The following is a 17271-nucleotide window of genomic DNA, read 5'->3' as shown; positions in this document are numbered from 1 at the left end:
ACGCGGCGAAGATCCTGACCCGGCTTTTGTGGAGAGCACCGCGCCACCGCCCGCAACGAGCCCGGCGGAAAATTCACGGACTCAGTCGACGGCGTCGACCTCCAGAACGAGACTCTGCTCCGGGTGCAGCGCGGGCAGCTGCACACCGACCCGGGCCAGCGCCGCGCCGGTGAGCGTGGCACCGTCGCCCAGCCATCCCGACGCGGATCGTTCGAGGGTGGCCGGGGGCGACACGTCGGACACCGGCCGCACCAGGTAACGCCGGTCCGGGTCCAGGCCGGGCAGCCGTACCGCACCCGGGATCTGCGCCACCGAGGTGGCCAGCCGCGCCACCGCGTACACCGCTCGGGTCTTGTCGTGGGCGACCACGCCGTGCGCCCAGACGGCCGGGTCCGGGTGGTCGACCCGGACCACCCGGCCGGTGTGCAGCAGCGGGCGCAGCCGCTTGTGCAGCGCCACCCAGGCGGCCAACTCGGTCTGGTCGGCAGCGCTTATCGACGCGATGTCCCACTCGATGCCTGAGTGGCCGAACAGCGCTGTGGCGGCCCGGAACCCCAGGTCGTGCACGCGGTGCGTCGTGTGTGAACGGTCCGGGCCGATGTGCGTGCCGACAAGCTCCGGCGGCAGCAGCAGGCCGGTCCACCGCTGGATGCTGAGCCGCTCCAGGGCGTCGTTGCAGTCACTGGCCCAGACCCGGTCGGTACGTTCCAGGACGGCCAGGTCCACGCGGGCGCCGCCGGACGAACAGCTCTCGATCTCCACGCCGGGGTGCCGGTCGCGCAGCTCGTCCAGGAGCCGGTAGACCGCCACTGTCTGCCCGTGCACCCCGGGACGGCCGTCATGCCCCGCCTCGGTGAGATCCCGGTTGTGGTCCCACTTGAGGTAACCGATGCCGGGGTGCGCCGTGAGCAGCGCGTCGAGGCGTTCCAGCACATAGTCGTACGCCTCGGGGCGGGCCAGGTCGAGCACCTGCTGGTTGCGCCAGGCCGGCGGCAGCCGCCCCGGCACGGCCAGCAGCCAGTCGGCGTGCGCGCGGAACAGGTCGGAGTCCGGGTTGACCATCTCCGGTTCCACCCAGAGGCCGAACTGAAGCCCTCGACCGGTGACGTGGTCGATGAGCGGTTGCAGGCCGTCCGGCCACACGTCCTCGTCGACGTACCAGTCGCCGAGCCCGGCGGTGTCGTCGCGCCGGCCCCGGAACCAGCCGTCGTCGAGCACGAACCGTTCCACCCCGATCTGCGCGGCCCGGTCGGCAAGGGCACGCAGCCGGTCCAGGTCGTGGTCGAAGTAGACGGCCTCCCAGACGTTGAGGGTCACCGGGCGGGGGGAGCGCGGATGCCCGGGTCGTGCCCGCAGGTGGGTGTGCAGCACGTCGCTGAGACCGTCCAGCCCGGCGTCGGACCACACCGCGTAGAGCAGGGGAGTGGTGTAGGACTCGCCGGTGGCCAGCCGGATCTCGCCGGGGGCCAGCAGTTCACCGCCGCCGATCGTCGACACACCTGTGGGGTGACGCTCGGCGAATGTGACGTGGTCACCGCTCCACGCGGTGTGCACCGCCCACACCTCGCCGTCACCGAAGCCGAACCCCGCGGTGCCGGCGACCAGAAGCAGTGTGGCGTCGTGCCCGGTGCGCCCGTGCCGACCCTCGCGAACCCAGCTGCCGTACTGCCACGGGTGCCGCTGTGGGGACCGCTCCCGGCACCACCGGCCGGTCAGGTCGAGCAGTTCGGTGGCGACCGCCGGCACCGGCAGCACCGGCGTCAGTTCCCGCAGCTCGTACGCGCCGTCGCCGTCGTTGCGCAGCACGTGGCGAACGGTCAGCAGGCCGTGCGGGTCCAGCGTGATCTCGATGGTCAACGACAGGCCGGCGGCCGGGTCCGACGCCCGTACGGTAAGCCCCGCCGCGCCCTGGCCGTTGTCGTCCGCGTCCAACCCGTCGAGGTGGAACGCTGTCGACCAGTCCCGTCCGTCGCGGTGCCCGGCCAGCCCCGGCCGACCGCTCCAGCCGGCGCTCGGTTCGGGCAGCAGCGACAGCACCGGCGGCTCGTCGAAGCTGCTCGGCACCACCGGCGGTACTGCCGCGTCCGAGAGGTGCCGCAGGCCGTCGGCGTCGAGGTCGCCGACGTCGCCACCCCAGTGCACGACCCGGGGCAGCCTCGGGCCGCGTGCGTCGAGCACCAGACTGGTCCGCGCGCGGCGCAGGTGCAGGATCGTCATCCTTTGGACGCTCCCAGGGTCAGGCCCCGGACGAAGTGTCGCTGGAGCATGAAGAAGATGACAAGGGTGGGGATCGCGACGAGTACGCTGCCCGCCGAGACCAGGTTGTTGTCGGTGAAGAACTGGCCGCGCAGGTTGTTGAGCGAGCTGGTGACCGGGAACTTGTCGCCGGTACGCATGAGCACTGTGGCCCAGAAGAACTCGTTGTAGATCCAGGTCACCTCCAGCGTGGCCAGCGCGGCCAGGGCCGGCCGGCACAGCGGCATTGTCACCTGCCAGTACTGCCGCCAGACGCTCGCCCCGTCGACCATCGCCGCCTCGTACAGGTCGCGGGGCAGCGCCTTCATGTAGTTGCTGAGCACGAAGACGCAGAACCCGCACTGGAACGCCACGTTGATCAGGATCAGGCCCCAGTAGCTGTCGTAGAGCAGTTCGGAGTCGCTCATGAACTCCGGCAGCGGCACCTCGGTGTAGAGGCGGAACAGCGGGATCAGCAGCGCCTGCTGGGGCAGCAGATTGGCGGCGGTGAACACGCCGAGCAGGATGAGGTTGAGTTTCCAGCTGAACCGGGCGATGACGAACGCCACGCACGAGGCGAGGAAGAGCGTCAGCAGCACCGCCGGCACGGTGATGTACACCGAGTTGAGGAAGTGCTGGCCGAACTCCGCCGTCCGCCAGGCGGTCACGTAGTTGTCGAAGGTCCAGCCTCCGAACGAGACGTAGCCGTTGGCGGCGGTGTACTCGTAGGAGCGCAGCGACGTCAGCACCGCCCAGGCGATCGGGAAGAGCCAGATCAGCGAGACGGCGATGAGGAAGCCGTGCAGCAGCAGCCGCAGCGGGGTGAGCTTGCGGCGGGGGGCCGGGGCGTCGGCGTCGGCCTCGCCTCCCGTACGCCGGGTCGCGGTCGCGGTGCTCATTGGCGGTTCTCCCTCATCACGGTCGCCAGGTAGATGGTGATGAAGACAAGTGAGACGACGAGCATGATGGTCGCCAGCGCCGAGCCGAAGCCGATCCGGCTCGCCTCACCCACGACGTTCTGGGTGACCAGCGCGGAGATCAGTTCCAAGCCGTTGCGGCCCTTGTTGACCACCCAGACCAGGTCGAACGCGCGCAGCGACTCGATCACCGTCACCACGAGCACGATGACGTTGATCGGCCGCAGCACCGGGAACACCACCCGGAAGAACGTGCGGCTCTCCGAGGCGCCGTCGACGGCGGCGGCCTCCCGCAGCGACGGGTCGACGCCCTTCAGCCCGGCCAGGTACAGCAGCATGATGTAGCCGACGTGCCGCCAGCCGGAGGCCACCATGACGGCCCAGATGTTGACGTTCGAGTCGCCGTACCAGTCGATGCTGCTGCCGAAGACGGCGTTGATCAGCCCCTGGTCGCGGGAGTAGAGCAGCTGCCAGACGAAGCCGATCAGGGCCAGCGAGAGCACCACGGGCAGGTAGAGCGCGGTCTGGTAGAACCGGCTGCCCCGCAGCTCCTTGTCGAGCAGGACGGCCAGGAACATGCCGAACGGGGTGGCCACCAGGAACAGCACCGCAAGCCAGAGCAGGTTGTTCTGGACCGCAGGCACGAACGGCGGGTAGATGTTCACCACGTCGCTGTAGTTGCGCGCGCCGACGAAGTCGATTTCGTTGAGTGGGCCGATGCCGTCCCAGTCGGTGCCGGAGAGCACCACTGTGGCCGCCGCTGGCAGCCAGACGAAGGCGGTGACGAGCAGCAGCGGGACGAGCACCATCAGCGTGATGACCACGCGGTCGGTGCGGGACAGGAGCCGTAGCCGCCTGCGACGACCACCAGTGGTGGGGGTCGCAGGCGGCGGCACGGCGCGATCCGCTTGGATCAGGGGCAGGTCGGACATCTGTCCTCCCCTTTCCGCCGTCAGTCAGTGAAGATCGACTTCTTCTGGTTTTCGATGGACGAGGTGAGCCCGCCGATGTCCTTGGGGTTCTTGATGAACTGCTGGAGCGCCGGGATGATCACCGTGGAGGCGAAGTCCGGCCGGGTGTCCCGGTCGAGGAACTGGGCGATCTCGGTGGCGGAGCCCACCAGCTCGGCGGCCTTCTTCTGCAACGCCGTGTAGCCGCTGACGTCCGCGCCGGTGTTGGCGACAAGCGTGGCCGGGTCGTTCTTGACGGTGATGTCGGCGGGGTCCTTGCTGCCGAGGTACTCCAGCAGTTTGCGGGCGTTGTCCTCGTTCTTGGGCTTGCGGGCCATCATGTAGCCGTCGATCGGGGCGTCCAGCGCCTTGGCGCCGATCGCCGGGTCGATCTCCGGGAAGGTGAAGAAGTCGAGGTCGTCCTGCTCGTCGTTGCTGAACTGCTGACCGACGAAGAGGCCGAGCAGGTACATGCCGCTCTTCTTCTGCTGCAACGACTGCGCGGCCTCCTGCCAGGTGCGGCCGAGGCTGTCCGGCTGGTGCAGGGGGAGCAGGCCGGCCCAGGTGTCGAATACCTTCTTGACCTTGTCGGAGGTCCAGGCCTCCTTGCCGGCCATCAGGTCGATGTGGAACTGGTAGCCGTTGATGCGCAGGTTGAGGATGTCGAAGGTGCCCATCGCCGGCCAGCCGTCCTTGTCGGCGAAGGCGATCGGGGTCAGGCCGTCGCCCTTCATCTGCGCGCCGAGTGCGGTGAACTGGTCGAGGGTCGTGGGCACCTGGTAGCCGTACTGCTTCCAGACCGACTTGCGGTAGAAGACAGCCCAGGGGTAGTAAGTCGCCGGGACGAAGTACTGCTTGCCGTCGTCCCCCGTGGACGCCTTCTTGAAGGCGTCGGAGTAGCCGGAGAGCTTGCCCCACACGTCGCTGATGTCACCGGCCAGGCCCTTGGAGGCGAAGAAGCGCATCCGGTAGCCGGCGAACCAGGTGAACACGTCGTCCGGCTTGCCCTGAAGGTAGTTGTTGATGTTCTCCTGGAACGTGTTGTGGTCGACGGTGTTGACTGCGACCTGGACGCCGGACGAGGTCTTGAACCCGTCGGCGATCTTGGCGACGACGTCCTTGGGCTTCGGGTCGGACTGGTTCGAGCCGAGTGACACGTCCTTGCTTGACCCACCGGAGCCGGAGTCGTCGCCGCAGCCGGCGAGCAGGCCGGTGCCGAGCAGCGCGCCGGTGCCGGCCGCACCGGCCAGCAGCGAGCGTCGGTTGATGCCGGCGACGGAGGGCGGTACGAGCCGAGCGAGGTACTCGGCTTGGGATCGGGGACGGGACATCTGTGCCTCCTGCGGATGAAGAGGTGCTGCGCTCAAGGGCCGTCAGGTGGAGAACCGACCGGCCTCGTGAAATACACATCGGGATTCACCGAGAATCCACATTGGTGAACACGAACGACCAGTGGGGCCTCAAGCTACCTCTCCGTCAGGCGCTGTCAAGAGGGCAGTCCGCCTTCGATAACCCAGTTGTAATGCGGCCGTTACGTGGTAAACGTTGGAAAGGAAATCGATGTTGGAACCTGTTGACTTCCGTGGGTTCCCCGGTGCACCCTCACCTGTCATGCGGCGATGGCACGGTGACGGCATCTATTTCGGCGGCGACTACAACCCCGAGCAGTGGCCCGAAGAGACCTGGTCCGAGGACGTCGAGCTGATGCGCCGGGCCGGGGTCAACCTGGTCTCCGTCGGCATCTTCTCCTGGGCGCTGTTGGAGCCCACTCCGGGCCGGTTCGAGTTCGGCTGGCTCGATCGGGTGCTGGGCCTCCTGCACGACGGCGGAATCCAGGTCGACCTGGCCACGGCCACCGCCAGCCCACCACCCTGGCTGGCCCGCGCGCATCCGGAGACGCTGCCCCGCAGGGCCGACGGCACAATCCTCTGGCCGGGTGGGCGGCAGGCGTACTGCCCCAGCTCGCCCGTGTTCCGCGAGCGGTCACTGGAGCTGGTGCGGGCCGCCGCCGAGCGGTACGCCGAGCATCCGGCGGTGGTGATGTGGCACGTGTCAAACGAGCTGGGCTGCCACAACGTGCACTGCTACTGCGATGTCACGGCCGAGGCGTTCCGCGGCTGGCTGCGCGAGCGCTACGGCGACCTGGGCCGGCTCAACGACGCCTGGGGCACGGCGTTCTGGAGCCAGCGGTACGGCGACTGGGCCGAGATCAACCCGCCGCGCACCGCGCCGACGTTCGCCAACCCCACCCAGCAGCTCGACTTCCTGCGGTTCTCCTCCGACGAGCAACGCGCCCAGTTGCGCGCCGAACGCGCGCTGCTCAAGACGCTGGTCCGGCAGCCGGTCACCACGAATTTCATGATCGGCATGAACGTCAAGCACATGGACTACCACTCCTGGGCCAACGACGTGGATCTCGTGTCCAACGACCACTACCTGGCCGCCGCCGATCCGCAGGCGCACGTCGGGCTGGCGTTCGCCGCCGACCACACCCGCGGAGTGGCCGGCGGCGAGCCGTGGTTGCTGATGGAGCACTCCACGAGCGCTGTCAACTGGCAGCCCCGCAACGTGGCCAAACTGCCCGGGCAGATGCGCCGCAACAGCCTCGCGCACGTCGCACGGGGCGCCGACGGGGTGCTCTTCTTCCAGTGGCGCGCGTCGCGGGCCGGCGCGGAGAAGTTCCACTCCGCGCTCGTGCCACACGCCGGGCCGGACACCAAGGTGTTCCGCGAGGTCTGCCAGCTCGGCGCGGACCTCAAAGCCCTGGCCGAGGTACGCGGCAGCCGGGTGGACGCCGACGTGGCAATCCTGTTCGACTTCGAGGCGTGGTGGGCAGTCGAGTTGGATTCGCACCCAAGCGTCGACGTCACCTACGCCGACCGGCTGGCCGCCCTGTACGGCGCGCTGTGGCGGGCCGGGGTGACCGCCGACATCGTCCACCCGTCGGCAGATCTCAGCGGCTACCGGCTGGTCCTGGCACCCACCCTCTACCTGGTCCGCGACGCCGACGTCGACGCGCTGCACCGGTACGTCGAGGCGGGCGGCACCGCCGTGGTCACCTACTTCAGCGGCATCGTCGACGACAACGACCACATCCGGCTGGGCGGCTACCCGGGCGCGTTCCGGGAACTGCTTGGCGTACGGACCGAGGAGTTCTTCCCGCTGCGCGAGGGCGAGCAGGTCCGGCTCGACGACGGCAGCACTGCCGACGTGTGGACCGAGTGGCTGCACGCCGACGGGGCCGAGGTGCTGGCGTCGTACACCGATGGGCCTCTGCCCGGCGTGCCGGCGCTGACCCGGCACCGGGTCGGCGCGGGCGCGGCGTGGTACGTCGGCACCCGGCTGGACGAGCCCGCCACCGACCGGCTGGTCGCCCGGCTGCTCGACGAGGCAGGCGTCCGTCCGGCGGTGCCGGCGCCGAGCGGGGTGGAGGTGGTACGCCGGCGCGACGGCGACCGCAGCTGGCTGTTCGCGATCAACCACACCGACACCGAGGTACGCGTCCCGGTGAGCGGCACCGAGCTGCTGACCGGGGCAGTGTGTGCCGGTGAGCTGACGGTGCCGGCCGGCGAGGTGGCGGTCATCCGTGAAGATCGAGCCGACGCCTGATCCGACCACACCCACGGCGCGAAGGAGGTCCCCCGGATGCTCGCCCAGCAGCGGCAGACCGCCATCCTCGATCTGATCCGTCAGCGCGGCGGTGTACGGGTGAGCCAACTGGTCAGCCGGTTCGGCGTGTCCGACATGACGATCCGGCGTGACCTTGAGGTGCTCGCCGAGCGTGGCCTCGTCGACAAGGTGCACGGCGGTGCGACGCTCGCCGGGCCTGGGTCGGCCGAGGAGCCCGGCTTCGCCGCGAAGTCGATCCGCCAGCAGGCGGAGAAGCGGGCCATCGCCGAGCGGGCGGCAAGGATGGTGGAGCCGGGAATGGCCATCGCGCTGTCCGCGGGCACCACCACCGCCGCCCTTGCCACGCTGATCTCCGACGTACGCGGGCTGACAGTCGTGACGAACTCGATCCCGGTGGCCGACGCGCTCTACCAGAACCCGCGCGCCGACCAGACAGTGGTGCTGACAGGCGGCATCCGCACACCGTCGGACGCGCTGACCGGGCCGGTGGCCGAGGCGGCGATAAGCGCGCTCAACGTGGACCTGCTCTTCCTGGGCGTGCACGGGCTCAGCCCGCGTACCGGCTTCACCACGCCCAACCTGCTGGAGGCCGGCGTCAACAGGTGCCTCATCGGCGCCGCCCGCCGGCTGGTGGTGCTCGCCGACCACACCAAGTGGGAGACCATCGGCATCGCCACGATCGCCCCGCTGGAGGCCGCCGACGTGCTGATAACCGACGTAGGCCTACCCCCCGAAGCCCGCACCACGATCGCCGACCAGGTAGGCGAGCTGGTGATCGTCGACGCTGCCTGACATCTCCGTCGATCATGGAGTTGTGGTGGGCGCCTTGCCCCTGTCGGCCACTTTCGTCCGGCACCACAACTCCATGATCGACTAGCGTGGACGCCGCGCGTTTCACAGCCACCTCACAGCGCGTCTGGATAAGGTGCGCGTCGAGTCAACGCCCGACTCCAATCTGGAGCGGTCGCCCGTCGCACAGGAGTTCCGATGGTCTTCAAGAAGATGTTGAGCGCGTTCGGCGTCGGCGGTCCCAGCGTGGACACCGTGCTGACCAACCCCAACACCCGCCCCGGTCTGACCCTCGACGGACACGTCAACCTCGTCGGCGGCGACGCCCCGGCGGCCATCGAGCAGATCGTCATCGGCCTGGTGACACGGGTCGAGGTCGAAGGGCACGACGCGGAGTACTCGGGCACGCTGGAGTTCCACCGCATGGTCGTCAGCGGCCCGCTCCAACTCGCGCCCAAGCAGCAGCTCTCCATTCCGTTCCAGCTGCCGGTGCCGTGGGAGACCCCGATCACCGACGTGTACGGCCAGCGCCTGCACGGCATGACGATGGGCCTGCGCACCGAGCTGGCCATCGCCCGTGCCGTCGACAAGAGCGACCTGGACCAGGTGGCGGTGCACCCGCTGCCGGTGCACGAGCGGATCCTGGAGGCGTTCCAGCGGCTCGGTTTCCAGTTCAAGCACGCCGACCTGGAGCGCGGCCACATCCGGGGTGTGCAGCAGACGCTGCCGTTCTACCAGGAGATCGAGTTCTTCGCCGCGCCGCAGTACGCGAGCACGATCAGGGAGGTCGAGCTGACCTTCGTGACCAGCCCGCACGGCGTCGAGGTGATCCTTGAGTGCGACAAGCGTGGTGGCTTCCTCAGCGCCGGGCACGACGCGTTCGGCCGCTACCAGGTGTCGCACGCCGACGCCGACCAGGTCGACTGGGCGCAGGTCGTCGACGGCTGGCTGCGCGAGACCACCTCCCGCTACGGCAGCCTGCGCGCCCAGGGCTACGGGCCTCAGGGCTACGGGCCGGGCAAGAGCCACGGGCACGGCCACGGCCGAGGTGTCGGCATGGGCGGCGTGGTTGCCGGTGCGGCCCTCGGCGTCGCCGGCGGCATGATCGCCGGTGAGATGATCGGCGACGCCTTCGAGGGCGACGCCGGTGAGGACTTCGGCGGGTTCGAAGAGTAGGCGTCCACGCACGACAGTGGCCTCCGGGAGATTCTCCCGGAGGCCACTGCCTGCTCTACGTCCGTTGTTGACCCACGTCAGCGCTTGCTGCGCTCCCGGCCGGACCGGCGCGCGGAGCCAGCCTTCGACAGACCGCGGCTGACCAGGTAACCACCCGTCAGGATGGTCAGGAACCACCACGCCTGGTTCGGGTTGTTGATGTTCAACCCGTTGGCGGTGGTGCCCTTCCAGAACGCTGAGATCACCACCAGCGCGACTGCGGCAGCGTAGACCCAGAATTCCGTCGTCAGGAACGCCTGCTTGGTCTCCGTACCCGGCGACGGCATCTGTTCCCGGTGCCCGTCGTGCATGGCCGGCATCTGCTGCGTCGGCGTGTTCCGCATCGCTGCGGGGTTCTGCGGGTCGTTCATGGGCCGGTTCATCGGCCTGGTGGAAGCAGCCTGCGTGCTCATCTGGTCCTCCTCAGGATGCGATGAGTCGTACCTGCGTTCCCTCGCCCCGCTACCGCGTGTCGGCCACGGCACGGTTCGCGTTCACGGCGGGGACACCCCCCGACTACCCGACGCCGGTGAGCAGGTAACACCGACCGCCGGCCGGAAATATCCCCAGCCGGCGGTCGGGTCGGGGCCTCAGCGCAGGCCGTTGCGGATGGCGACGCTCACCAACAGGTCCGAGTCGTCGGTGATGATGCCGCCCACACCCAGGTCGATGACCCGCTGCATGATCTCCGCGTCGTCGACGGTGTACGGAATCACCTTCAGGTCGTACCGCGCCTGGAGGGTGCGTACGTCCCGATCTTCGTTTCGATGTTCATACCGGTGTCCGTGCGGCCACTGGGCTTCACGACGGCACTTCCAGGGTTCACCCCGAGCCGGAGGGCGTTGCAGAAGGAGGCGAGGTAGTGAACCGGGGTGGACGACCTCCGGCCCGCCGACGCGGGTTTGCCGGGCCGGTGGCCGGGCACGCAGTCAGTTCCACAGCTTCTGCGAGGTGATGGACGTGCGTGAGGACGACATGCGACAGGAAGCCGCCCGCCAGGCCGAGGATCGGATCGCGGGTGGCGTGTACGGCAAGGGCGCCATCGACGAGGTGACGTTGCCCCGTACCGACGTGGAGCGGGTGATCCAGGAGGTCGACCCGTACGACCCGGCGCACCAGCCGATCGACCCGACGGTGCTGCGCGACGGTGGCCCCACCCGGGGTCAGGGCGCAATCACCACGACGGGCGGTACGGCGGGCCCGGCGAGCGTGCGACGGGTGGCCCGCCAGCCGGAGCGACACCCGGGCAAGGTGGCCCCGACGACTACCGGGGATGCCACCACCGGCGGCCTGAGCACCCCGATGGGCGGCACCACAAGCGACCAGTCCACGTCGGCAACCGGCCCAGCCAAGCCCACAAACGACTAACCCACCCCTTATGAGTTGATCATGAGGTTGGCGTGGCTGTGGAAGGTCACAGTCCACGTCAACCTCATGATCGACCGGGAAAAGCGGGGAGGGCGGGGGCGTCAGCGCTCCAGGCGGAGGATTCCTAGGCGTTGGGTGGCTCGGGTCAGTGCTACGTAGAGGTCGCTGCGGCCGCGTGGCGACTCGGCGACCATCAGGTCCGGGTCGACCACGAGCACCGAGTCGAACTCCAGGCCCTTGGCCTGCGCGACGGTCAGCACCACCACCCGGCTCTCCAGCTCCGGGTGTTCGCCCACTGCGGCCTCGGGCAGCGCGGCGGTAAGCGCGGCACCGAGCGTGGCCACCCGGCTGGCCGGCACGATCACGCCGAGTCGGCCCTCGGCCAGGTCGGTGGCCTCGCGGGTGGCTGCCCGCACCAGCTCCGCCGGCAACTGCTCGTCGGGCACCGCCCGGTCCCACGGCGGTACGCCGCTCTCCCGCACCGAGCGCGGCGGCCGCAACTCCGGGTCGATCTCGGCGAGGACCTCAGCGGCAACCGCCATGATCTCGGCGGGCGTCCGGTAGCTCACAGTCAGCTCGGTGAGCCGCCACCGCTGCGCCACGTACGGGGCGAGGGCCTCGGCCCAGGACGGTGTGCCGCTCAGCGCCCCGGTCTGCGCCACGTCCCCGACGATCGTCATCGACCGGCTCGGGCAGCGGCGCATCAGCAGCCGCCATGCCATGGGGCTCAATTCCTGCGCCTCATCCACGATCACGTGCCCGAACGCCCACTTGCGGTCGGCGGCGGCACGCTGCGCAGTGGTCAGGCGGTCGGCCTCCTCCTGCCGCTCCAACAGCCGATCCGCGTCGATCAGGTCGGTCACGCCGAGGATCTCACCGCCCTCGGCCTCGTCCTCGACGTCGATCGAGCGGGAGCCCCGGGCGATCTCCAGCACGCCCTCGGCGTACTCCCGTTCCATCCGGCGGATGCGATCCCGGCGGGCGGCGGCGGCCCGCTCGTCCTCGCCGAGCAGTTCGGCGGCCTCGTCCAGCAGCGGCACGTCCGCTGGCGTCCAGCCACCCGGCTCGCGGTGCAGCAGCGCCCGCTCGTCGTCGGTGAGCATCGGCGCGGCGGCGGCGATCCGGGCGGGGTCGGCGTACAGGTCGGCGAGCAGGCGCTGTGGGGTGAGCACCGGCCAGAGCCGGTCCAGGGTGGCCCGGATCTCGGGCTCGTCGCGCAACTCCCTGCGGATCTCGGCGCGGTCGGCCTCGTCGAGCAGGTTGTCCCCGCCCAGCGGGTCGGCGCCGATCCGTTCGGCCACCTGGTCGGCGAGGGCGTGCACGATCTCCACGTCGAAGAGCGCCCGCGCCAGGTTGTGTGGGCGGTCGGCGCGGCGGACCCGGTCCCGGGCGGCACGGACCGTCTCCGGGTCGAGGGTCAGCGCCTCCCGCTCGACCTCGATCTCCAACGGCTCGTCCGGCACCCACTGCCGGTCCCGTACCGCCAGCGCCAACACCTCGGCCAGCACGGCCCGGCCCTTGAGCGCCGCCGTCTCGGCCGGCTCCGTCCGTTGCGCGCTCACCCCGGGAAAAAGATCACCCTGGGTACGCAGCAGCACGCCGGTCTCGGCAAGCGTCGGCAGCACCTGCGAGATGTAGCGCAGGAACGTCGCGTTCGGGCCGACAAGCAGCACGCCGCGGCTGGACAGCTCCCGACGGTGTGTGTAGAGCAGGTACGCCGCCCGGTGCAGCGCGACAGCGGTCTTGCCGGTGCCCGGGCCGCCCTGGACCACCATCACACCGGGCAGGTCGGCGCGGATGATGGTGTCCTGCTCGGCCTGGATGGTCTCCACGATGTCGCGCATCCGGCCGGTCCGGCCGGCGTTCAACGCGGCGAGCAGTGACGCCTCGCCTGTCAATTCCTCGTGCGCGCCGGGGGAGGCGCTGTCGATGTCGAGCACCTCGTCGTTGAGCCCGGTCACCTTGCGCTGCCGGGTGCGCAGGTGCCGACGCCTGCGTACGCCCTGCGGGTTGGCGGCGGTGGCGAGGTAGAACGCTCGGGCGGCGGGGGCCCGCCAGTCCATCAGCAGCGGGTCGTAGTCACCGCTGGTGTCGAAGATCCCAATCCGGCCGATGTAGCGGCGGGAATCGTCGTCGCCGTCGAGCCGGCCGAAACAGAGGCCATTCTCCACTGCCGAGAACTGCTCGACCTGGTCGGCGTACATAGCTACCGAACTGTCGCGCTGGGAACGGTCCTGGAGGGTGCCGCCGGTGCTGCGCAGCGCGTCGGTGAGTCGGTTGGCGGCCTGCTCACGCAGCCCGTCCAACCGGTCGTAGAGCATCGAGACGTACTCCTGCTCGCGGCCGATCTCGTCGTCGAGCGACAATTCACCGGTACCACCGGAGTGCCTTGACAAGCCGTCTCCCCAAAGATTAGAATGTCGTGCAAGAACGGCTTTAATGAGCCGTTCTTTTTTAGTGCCTTCCGAATTGTTGAAGATAGCGCGTCCGGTAGGCACGCACCAAGCCCGACGGGCCGGTACGCCCCGCACAACGAAGCGCCGGGCCGACCGTGAGGTCGACCCGGCGCGAGCACACGGCTGATGTCAGCCGCGAGCGACCTGGTACAGCCGCTCCGGCGTGACCGCTCCGGCGAGCACCCGCCCGTCGTCGGTGAGCAGCACACTGAACAACTTGCTCGTCAACAGCCGACCGCTGCCCCAGTCGCCGCTGACCGCCGTCAGGCCGCCGAGCAACTTCGACATGTCCGGCGCGTCACCGGCCGGCGGTGCGGCGGGCTTCGACGCCCCCGGCTTGGCGTCAGCCGCCCCGTCCAGCCGGGCGACAAGCACTGTGGCCCAGCCCGAGCCCTCGGCGCGTACCTGCGGGTCACCGGCCGGCTGTGCGTGCTCGGGTCGACCGGCGGCAGGCAGCTTGTCGTTCTCCTCCGTCACGGTCACCCCGGGCGGCGGGTTGAATGTGAACTGGTCGGCGTCGGGTTGCCGGTAGTCGACCTGGGTGAAGGCCACCTCGAACGCCGGCTGGTCGCTGCCCTTGGCGAGCACCTCGAAGCGCAGCGGCACGTGCTGCTTGGCGTCGATGGCGATCCGCAGCTGGTGCACCAGCGAGTCGCGGTCGCGCGGCTGGAGCACCAACTCGTAGGCGTCGCGCCCGGCGACGGTGGCCGAGCGGCCCACGCTCACCTCGGTGCTCGGGTCGATCGCGCCCAACGCCAGGTCCGCGGCCTGCTGCGGCGTGGCCGGCATGCTCGGCCCGGCGTCGAGCGCCGGCTTTCCGGCGGTCGCGGCCTCGCCGAGAGTACGGTGCCGAGCCGTGTTGGCTCGGCTCTCCCAGGTCCACAGGTCCCGGCCGTTGCGGATGACGTCCCGTTCGCCGAGGGTGTCCAGCAGGGCGATCCGCTGCCGCTCCGGCCCGGAATACCAGACCCGCAGTGTGTGCGTACCGGTCAGCAGGGTGGTCAGGTCGTTGCCGGGGATCATCCCGGCCAGCGGCGGCAGGCCGAGGTCGGCGCGCTGCACGACAGTGCCGGACAACCCTTCGAGGCGGGACTCCTGCAGGTCGACAAGGAGCTGAGCGGCGGTACGCGGTGGCAGGCTCGGCTCGGCCTCGGCGGCGAACGTACCGATGGCCGCGCCACCGCCGATGACGGCGACAGCGGCGGTCGCCGGGACCAGCCAGCGCAGGACGGGACGGCTTCTCAGGACGGACATGGTGGGCACCTCCTGCCCACCATCCTGCCCCCCGGCCCCTGTGAACGCGCTGAGGACGCCGGCATTGACCCAGGTGGCACCCTTGAGCGGTGCGACTGTTGGTGGTGGAGGACGAGGCCCGGCTGGCGGGCGCCCTGCAACGTGGTCTTCAGGCGGAGGGGTTCGCTGTAGACGTGGCCGCGACCGGCCCGGCCGGCCTGGACGCCGCCCGGCACGGCGGGTACGACGCGATGATCCTCGACGTGATGCTGCCCGGGCTCTCCGGCTACGAGCTGGTCCGCCGGCTGCGCGCCGAGCAGCACTGGCTGCCGGTGCTCATGCTCTCCGCCAAGGACGGCGAGTACGACCAGGCCGACGGACTGGACTGCGGCGCCGACGACTACCTCACCAAGCCCTTCTCGTACGTGGTGCTGCTGGCTCGCCTGCGGGCGCTGCTGCGCCGGGGAGCGCCGGAGCGCCCGACGGTCCTCACTGTCGGCGACCTGCGACTGGACCCGGCCCGACGCCGGGTCACGCGTGCCGACGCCGAGGTGACGTTGACGGCTCGGGAGTTCGCGCTGCTGGACTACCTGATGCGCCGGCCCGGTCAGGTCGTGTCCAAGATCGAGCTGCTGGACCACGTCTGGGACGCCAGCCTGGAGACAGCGCCGAACGTGGTCGAGGTGTACGTCGGCTACCTGCGTCGCAAGCTCGGCCGCGACCGGCTGGAGACGGTCCGGGGCGCCGGCTACCGGCTGGCGACGTGACCCGCGCCGACCCGCCGGACGCCGGTCGGCTCCGGGGCGGACGGCTGCCGGCGTTGGGCCTGCGGGGGCGGCTCCTGGCGCTCGGGGTGTTCGGTCTCACCGTCGCGCTGGCCCTCGGCGGGGTCGTGCTGCTCGGCACGCTCGGGTACGTGCTCCAGCGGAGCGTGGACACCGAGGCGTTCCGGACCGCCGACGCGGTCGCCCTGCTCGCCGCCGAGGACGCGCTGCCCGACCCGCTGCCGGTGGCCGGCGGTCAGGTCCGGGTCCAGGTGATCGACGCGCAGGGGCGCATCCGGGCCGCCTCGATCGACGCGGACCGGCTCGTTCCGATGGTCCGCCCGGAACGACTCGACACCGGCCGCAGGCAGCGGCTGGAGGCACCCGCGGAGCGGGTCGGTCTCGTCGGCCCGGTGCGGGTGGTCGCCGTACCCGCCGGCACCGCGGCTGACCCGCTCACCGTGCTGGTGGCCAGGTCGATGGCCGACGTCCGGCACAGCACGCACGTGGTGCGGACCATCCTGCTGGTGGCGTTCCCGCTGCTGGTGGCCGCACTGGCCGCTGTGGCGTGGCGGGTGGTAGGTGCCACCCTGCGGCCGGTGGAGGCGCTCCGTCGAGGCGCCGAGGAGATCACCGGGCGGGCCGGAGCCGGCCGCCTGCCGGTGCCCGCGTCCGCCGACGAGATCCACCGGCTGGCAGTCACCCTCAACGGCATGCTGGACCGCCTGGAGACGGCCCGGGACCGGCAGCGGGCGTTCGTCTCCGACGCGGCGCACGAGCTGCGCAGCCCGCTCACCAACATCCGTACGGAGCTGGAGGTGGCGCAGCGGCTCGCCGACCGTACGGACTGGACGGCGGTGACGGCCAACCTGCTCGCCGACACCGAGCGGCTGAGCCGGCTTGTCGACGACCTGCTGTTGCTGGCCCGCCTGGACGAGACGCCGGTGGCCCGGGGGACCGGCCCTGTGGACCTGGTGGCGCTGCTGAGCGAGGTGGCCGCCCGCTATCCGTCGCCGCCGGTGCGGGTCGTGCCCCCACCCGGCCCGCTCTGGACGGTCGGCAACGCCGACGAGCTGCGCAGGGTCCTGGCCAACCTGGTCGACAACGCGGTCCGGCACGCGCACGTCAGCGTCGTGCTCGCTGCCGTGCCGCGCCCGGACGAGGCGTACCACCTGGTGACGGTGACCGACGACGGCCCCGGCATTCCGGCGGCCGACAGGGACCGGGTCTTCGACCGGTTCACCCGGCTCGACGACGGGAGGGGCCGCGACGACGGCGGGGCCGGCCTGGGCCTGGCCATCGTGCGGGAGCTGGTCCGCCGCGCTGGCGGCACCATCAGCCTGACCAGCGCCGACGCCACCGACAACGCCACCGACAACGCCGCCGCCGGTGCTGGTGTTGATGGCCCGCCGGGCCTGCGGGTGTGTTTGCTGCTACCGGCGTTGCCGGCCGAGGACGACCAGGGCCGACGCGTGGCGGACCGTGACATGCGGCGGTAGCCGCCGGAACGGTGTTCGAGTCCTTTGCTCTGCTTCAACCAGCGCAACAGGCACAGATAGTCACCGCGCTGCGCAGGGTCCTGTGACGCAGCCGAGGCGTTGTTGCAGTTCGGCGTTGGTGTTGCGTTGGTTGAAGCAGAGCAAAGGCGCACCATCAAGGTACGGGCGCTCGGCTGACGATCACAGTGTGCGACCGAGTGGTGCACGCGTGTCGA

At 70.2% G+C, this 17271-nt stretch carries 14 protein-coding genes; 6 read left to right on the top strand and 8 right to left on the bottom strand.

Annotation, left to right across the window (positions count from 1 at the left end; genetic code table 11):
- Positions 1-81 precede the first annotated feature (81 nt).
- The 4 genes from ACLQ23_RS10280 to ACLQ23_RS10265 are packed head-to-tail and all read right to left on the bottom strand — an operon-like array spanning position 82 to position 5433.
- On the bottom strand, positions 82-2217 hold the full coding sequence (locus ACLQ23_RS10280) for an alpha-galactosidase (RefSeq protein ID WP_355632846.1): 2136 nt from the start codon (positions 2215-2217) through the stop codon (positions 82-84).
- Positions 2214-3134 (bottom strand): carbohydrate ABC transporter permease, encoded by a 921-nt coding sequence (locus ACLQ23_RS10275; protein WP_355597085.1) that lies wholly within the window; start codon positions 3132-3134, stop codon positions 2214-2216. The genes ACLQ23_RS10280 and ACLQ23_RS10275 overlap by 4 nt, the downstream gene beginning before the upstream one ends.
- Positions 3131-4084 (bottom strand): carbohydrate ABC transporter permease, encoded by a 954-nt coding sequence (locus tag ACLQ23_RS10270; RefSeq protein ID WP_425880584.1) that lies wholly within the window; start codon positions 4082-4084, stop codon positions 3131-3133. Before ACLQ23_RS10270 ends, ACLQ23_RS10275 begins: the two co-directional genes overlap by 4 nt.
- Before the next feature lie 20 nt (positions 4085-4104).
- Entirely contained in the window at positions 4105-5433 is a 1329-nt protein-coding gene (locus tag ACLQ23_RS10265) for an ABC transporter substrate-binding protein (protein ID WP_355632840.1), read from the bottom strand.
- A gap of 280 nt (positions 5434-5713) precedes the next feature.
- Here ACLQ23_RS10265 and ACLQ23_RS10260 point away from each other — a divergent pair, with 280 nt between their 5' ends.
- The 3 genes from ACLQ23_RS10260 (at position 5714) to ACLQ23_RS10250 (ending at position 9697) form a co-directional block, all read left to right on the top strand.
- Complete coding sequence (locus ACLQ23_RS10260; RefSeq protein WP_355632837.1) at positions 5714-7711, top strand: beta-galactosidase; 1998 nt, start codon at positions 5714-5716, stop codon at positions 7709-7711.
- Between the two features lie 36 nt (positions 7712-7747).
- Positions 7748-8524: a DeoR/GlpR family DNA-binding transcription regulator gene (locus ACLQ23_RS10255; RefSeq protein ID WP_355597077.1), complete on the top strand. Its 777-nt coding sequence runs from the start codon at positions 7748-7750 to the stop codon at positions 8522-8524.
- Between the two features lie 195 nt (positions 8525-8719).
- The gene (locus ACLQ23_RS10250; RefSeq protein ID WP_355632835.1) at positions 8720-9697 is read left to right on the top strand and encodes a sporulation protein; all 978 of its coding nucleotides are present in this window, start codon (positions 8720-8722) and stop codon (positions 9695-9697) included.
- Positions 9698-9774: 77 nt separating this feature from the next.
- On the opposite strand, the gene ACLQ23_RS10245 is transcribed toward ACLQ23_RS10250, so the two are convergent.
- Both ACLQ23_RS10245 and ACLQ23_RS10240 read right to left on the bottom strand, forming a co-directional pair.
- Positions 9775-10107: a hypothetical protein gene (locus ACLQ23_RS10245; protein WP_425735489.1), complete on the bottom strand. Its 333-nt coding sequence runs from the start codon at positions 10105-10107 to the stop codon at positions 9775-9777.
- A 219-nt stretch (positions 10108-10326) separates the two neighbouring features.
- On the bottom strand, positions 10327-10584 hold the full coding sequence (locus ACLQ23_RS10240; protein WP_355632852.1) for a glycerophosphodiester phosphodiesterase family protein: 258 nt from the start codon (positions 10582-10584) through the stop codon (positions 10327-10329).
- A gap of 112 nt (positions 10585-10696) precedes the next feature.
- Here ACLQ23_RS10240 and ACLQ23_RS10235 point away from each other — a divergent pair, with 112 nt between their 5' ends.
- Complete coding sequence (locus ACLQ23_RS10235; RefSeq protein ID WP_355597073.1) at positions 10697-11104, top strand: hypothetical protein; 408 nt, start codon at positions 10697-10699, stop codon at positions 11102-11104.
- 101 nt (positions 11105-11205) lie between these two features.
- Here ACLQ23_RS10235 and ACLQ23_RS10230 read toward each other — a convergent pair whose 3' ends face one another.
- Both ACLQ23_RS10230 and ACLQ23_RS10225 read right to left on the bottom strand, forming a co-directional pair.
- Positions 11206-13425 (bottom strand): HelD family protein, encoded by a 2220-nt coding sequence (locus tag ACLQ23_RS10230; RefSeq protein WP_425735491.1) that lies wholly within the window; start codon positions 13423-13425, stop codon positions 11206-11208.
- Positions 13426-13689: 264 nt separating this feature from the next.
- On the bottom strand, positions 13690-14814 hold the full coding sequence (locus ACLQ23_RS10225) for a LolA family protein (RefSeq protein ID WP_425880583.1): 1125 nt from the start codon (positions 14812-14814) through the stop codon (positions 13690-13692).
- A gap of 89 nt (positions 14815-14903) precedes the next feature.
- On the opposite strand from ACLQ23_RS10225, the gene ACLQ23_RS10220 reads away from it, so the two are divergent.
- Positions 14904-15560: a response regulator transcription factor gene (locus ACLQ23_RS10220; RefSeq protein ID WP_355597067.1), complete on the top strand. Its 657-nt coding sequence runs from the start codon at positions 14904-14906 to the stop codon at positions 15558-15560.
- 74 nt (positions 15561-15634) lie between these two features.
- Positions 15635-17056 (top strand): ATP-binding protein, encoded by a 1422-nt coding sequence (locus ACLQ23_RS10215; RefSeq protein WP_425880593.1) that lies wholly within the window; start codon positions 15635-15637, stop codon positions 17054-17056.
- The last annotated feature ends 215 nt before the right edge of the window (positions 17057-17271 follow it).

This window comes from Micromonospora sp. DT41, from assembly GCF_049841715.1.
Lineage (GTDB): Bacteria > Actinomycetota > Actinomycetes > Mycobacteriales > Micromonosporaceae > Micromonospora > Micromonospora profundi.
This window is presented reverse-complemented; position numbering and strand designations above follow the sequence as displayed.